Consider the following 3699-nt stretch of genomic DNA (forward strand, 5'->3'; position numbering starts at 1 on the left):
TTATATATAGTATCATCGAAAAAAATGAGGTTCCATCGAACCTCATTCTATGTTTACATGTTATTTAAGATATTGTTTATTTTATTTCATTATAAATTGCTGCCCAATCGACCTTTAATTGTTCCTTCAATTTCTGATTTTCTTCTTCGAGATGCTTCACTTTCTTTCGAAGTGAGGCTATTACCACGTCTTTAGAGTGTTCTGTCATATTTCGTTTAACCTGATTTGGTGAATCTAACTTTTCTTCCTGTTTTCTTAATGTTTCAATTCTAGATCTGATCTCGTCGTATTTATATAAAAAGGGTTTTGATACCCCTGATTTTGCTGATACAGAATTAAAGTTTATCTTTTCTTTCTGTTTAATCATATCTTTAATAGTGCTTTCGACCTTTTGCTTAGTTTTTTGCTTTTTATCTTCGATACTGCGAATTAAAGGTTCAGTGTTTGGGTTTTTATTAGCCATTGAATTCCATCTCTTTCTATTTAGTTTCTCAATTCTCTTTTTGTTTTTGGGAGCCCAGAAACCCCGCCATTATTTTTTATTCCATCTCTTATTTCTTTGTACTTTTTCAATTTTGGTTGAATAATTTCGGCTGATCTATATCTACCTGATTTTTGATATACCTCTATATCAGATTCCATTTTAAGAATTTGGTCGTTATAGAAGTCTAGAAATGTCTGATCTACATGGAAACTTCGGCAACTATTCTTTATGCACGGTGGCTCCAATGTCTGCTCAAGATAATCACAATTATTTTTAGGACTTTTAATACAAAATCCATGATCCAACCGAATTGAATCTAAATTATGACGAATCCATTCCAGCTCTAATCCATTATCATCAGCTTGTTGTTCTAATGTAGTGGAGATTACTAGACCACCTTGCTGAAGCTTTACAGCTCCATTATTTGAAGCCTTTTCCCATTCTTTACGAAGGGTAGTATCATGGATCTGGGCATACACTAGTGTCATCTCAGGGCTCGCATGTGCCATCAGCTTTTGTACATGCAGAATATTCATTCCGTTATTGATCAAATTCACTCCAAATCGATGCCTGAATGCGTGTGGCTTGCATCGGTAGATGTCTCCGTTTTCATCAACTATATTATTTTCTAAAGCTATTTTATTTAGATTATTTACTACGTTTCCTCGTGAAATCGGTTCACCTTTTCTTGTTCCAGTATAGGTTGGGAATAAATAATTCAAAGGATTATTATCTTGAGAAGATTTACGCCTAGTTAATTCCTGTTGTGCAAGAATTACTTTTGCTATTTCTTCAGAGATAGGAACCCGATGGGTTTTATCCTTGACCTTACGCTGCTCTCCAACAACCCACCAACCATCTTCTTTTTGAATCAAGCAATCTACCTTTAAGGCACAGGTATCTGATATTCTAAATCCTGTTGCCTCTAATAGTAATATAATGGTCCTTATATTTTCAGGCAGCTTTTCCATATGGTTCATTATTTGTTCCCACACAAAATCAGAAATATATTTAACATTGTCCTTCGACTTCGGAGGGGATTTAGGTTTGTCTTCAGGGAAAATAAGTAGTCTAACAGGCTTTATTGGAGCTTCATTCCATTCAAACCTCTGTAAATATTCAATGAATGCCTCCAGAAATCCCATAGATCGGTTTATATAGTTTTCTGTAGGGGCTTCTCCCTTATAGTGACTATTTCCACCCATCGGGTGTGTTCGCAAGAATTCAATAAACTGCTCAATATCAATTCTGCTTAATTGATCTAAACTTAACCAGTTTGGATACTTTTCATGAATGAACTTGAAGAAAACCTGCAGTTTTGTTGTATTTTGAATTGCTGACCCCCAGCTAAGGCTTTCCTGTACTAAGAGTCGATTTTTAATATATTTTTTCACAAGATCCCTAAAAACAGTGGGGACCGAATTGAAATTCAATGTACAATCATTACTGGTGCTCTGATTGTAATCAATCCCTAATTTACGTACATTCCAGATGTCTTTTTCAGTTTCGCTTCGTACATCATACCAATCAAGAAAAAATGCATGAATACGATTATATAGCTGCACGTAACCTTTAACTGTTAACTTGCTACAACCATCTTCGAAAAGGTAAGTTTTATAGTGAAACAAGAATTTCTCATATGAAATGTCCAGGATTGAATTAATATTTGAGTAATACTTCAAAATAAATCCTTGTAATCTATTTATTGCAGGAGACCTTCTCCATACGGTCTCCATTTTTAAAACTGATTCAGTCAGACATTTAAAAAAGTAGTATTTCAACTCATTTGTAATACATGTATTTAAAACATTTTTAAACCTAACAACTTGTTTGTTGACGTTGGTTTCGCTAGTGTAAAGTGGACATTCTATTGGGTCCCAACGGTCACTTTTCCAATACCCTTGTAGCTCTTGTTCAATTTGCTTGATTCGTTGATTTATAGATTCCTGTATATTAATTGGACTTAACTTCATTTAATTCTCACCCTTCATATTCTCATGTGCTTTCAGCCACTCTTTTCGTATTGTTTCATCTGTTGGATGGATATATGTTTGTATCGTTGTTTGGACTTGTGAGTGCCCTAATAGCTTTTGGATGATAGATACTTCCACTCCTTGTTCATGAAGTTCAGTGGCATAAGTATGTCTCAACATATGAGGTGTTACATCAATCTGAGTTTTCTTTCTTATACGTTTAATTACATCAAAAGCTGCTTGATAATTTAACGGTTCTCCCTTATTCGGACCTGTTAAATTTATAAATACATGATTTGTATCTGCATCATGAAAATCAATTAGATAATCTTGAAAAACATTCATTGTATCGCCAGATACATATACTCTTCTTCCTCTTCCATTTACAGTCTTAGATTCTCGTACCTTTATGGATGTAGAGCCAATATCAAAGTCCTCAATCCATAAAGATAATGCCTCTCCAATTCTAAGACCCCCTTCATACAAAATTCGAACCAATAAAGCATCTCGAATATTGCTACACGCATCGTGAATTGATTGAACTTGATCTTTTGTAAGTGTTAGAACTTCTCTTCGAGGTTCTTTAATTTTTAATATATTTTTATCAAGTGGCTTCCCCTTTGAGATATGATGTAAAAAGGGTTTGAATGATCGGTGATTCCCAATCACTTGCTTTTTGGTTTTTTCGGATAGATCTTTTTCATATTCTTCAATTCGCATCAAGTAATCGTAGAAGCTCTGAACACAAGTAATCATAGTATTAACTGTTCGTTCAGATCTCCTCGCTTTTGTTTGTTGAAATTGAACTACTTTAGTAGATTGATATGGGCTTCTTAGCCAAGCTATATATTCCGCCAGAAGGTCAAGATCCACTTCCTTGTACTCTTTTTCTTTTTCGTTTAAAAATTGAAAGTAAAACTTTAAATAATGACAATATGACTTTAATGTATTTTCGGTTTTTCCAATGTTATCTAGATATTTAAGAAACCTCAAAACAGGAACGACTGGCTTATTATCCCCGTCAATAAGCAAATATCTCTTTCTGTCATTAATTAAAACCTCTTGCACTTTCATTAACATCACCTCCAGATACAATAGTGATGTTTTTTTATTACCCTTTCTACGAAAACTATGTTTACTATATTTTCCTACTCAATATATGCTGTAAATAAAGAAACAAAAAGGGCATAGTATTTAACGATATTAACGTTAAATACTACGCCCTGATATACTACATATAAG

At 33.8% G+C, this 3699-nt stretch carries 3 protein-coding genes; all 3 read right to left on the minus strand.

The window, feature by feature from the left end; translation table 11 throughout:
* Positions 1-76: 76 nt before the first annotated feature.
* Genes ACX9YW_RS22780 through ACX9YW_RS22790 form a run of 3 tightly spaced genes read right to left on the minus strand, consistent with a single transcriptional unit; the run spans position 77 to position 3531 of the window.
* A complete protein-coding gene (locus tag ACX9YW_RS22780; RefSeq protein ID WP_460350982.1) occupies positions 77-463 on the minus strand; it encodes a DUF6262 family protein in 387 nt (128 codons plus the stop codon).
* 20 nt (positions 464-483) lie between these two features.
* Positions 484-2457 carry a tyrosine-type recombinase/integrase gene (locus ACX9YW_RS22785; protein ID WP_460350984.1) on the minus strand — a complete coding sequence of 658 codons (1974 nt, stop codon included), beginning with the start codon at positions 2455-2457 and terminating at the stop codon, positions 484-486.
* Positions 2458-3531: a tyrosine-type recombinase/integrase gene (locus ACX9YW_RS22790; RefSeq protein ID WP_460350986.1), complete on the minus strand. Its 1074-nt coding sequence runs from the start codon at positions 3529-3531 to the stop codon at positions 2458-2460.
* Positions 3532-3699: the final 168 nt, after the last annotated feature.

This window comes from Pseudoneobacillus rhizolycopersici, from assembly GCF_054786815.1.

What these genes read in the sequence shown, in the direction of transcription:
- ACX9YW_RS22790 (WP_460350986.1), bottom strand. Translation starts at nt 3,531, where the DNA reads ATGAAAGTGCAAGAGGTTTTAATTAATGACAGAAAGAGATATTTGCTT.
- ACX9YW_RS22785 (WP_460350984.1), bottom strand. Translation starts at nt 2,457, where the DNA reads ATGAAGTTAAGTCCAATTAATATACAGGAATCTATAAATCAACGAATC.
- ACX9YW_RS22780 (WP_460350982.1), bottom strand. Translation starts at nt 463, where the DNA reads ATGGCTAATAAAAACCCAAACACTGAACCTTTAATTCGCAGTATCGAA.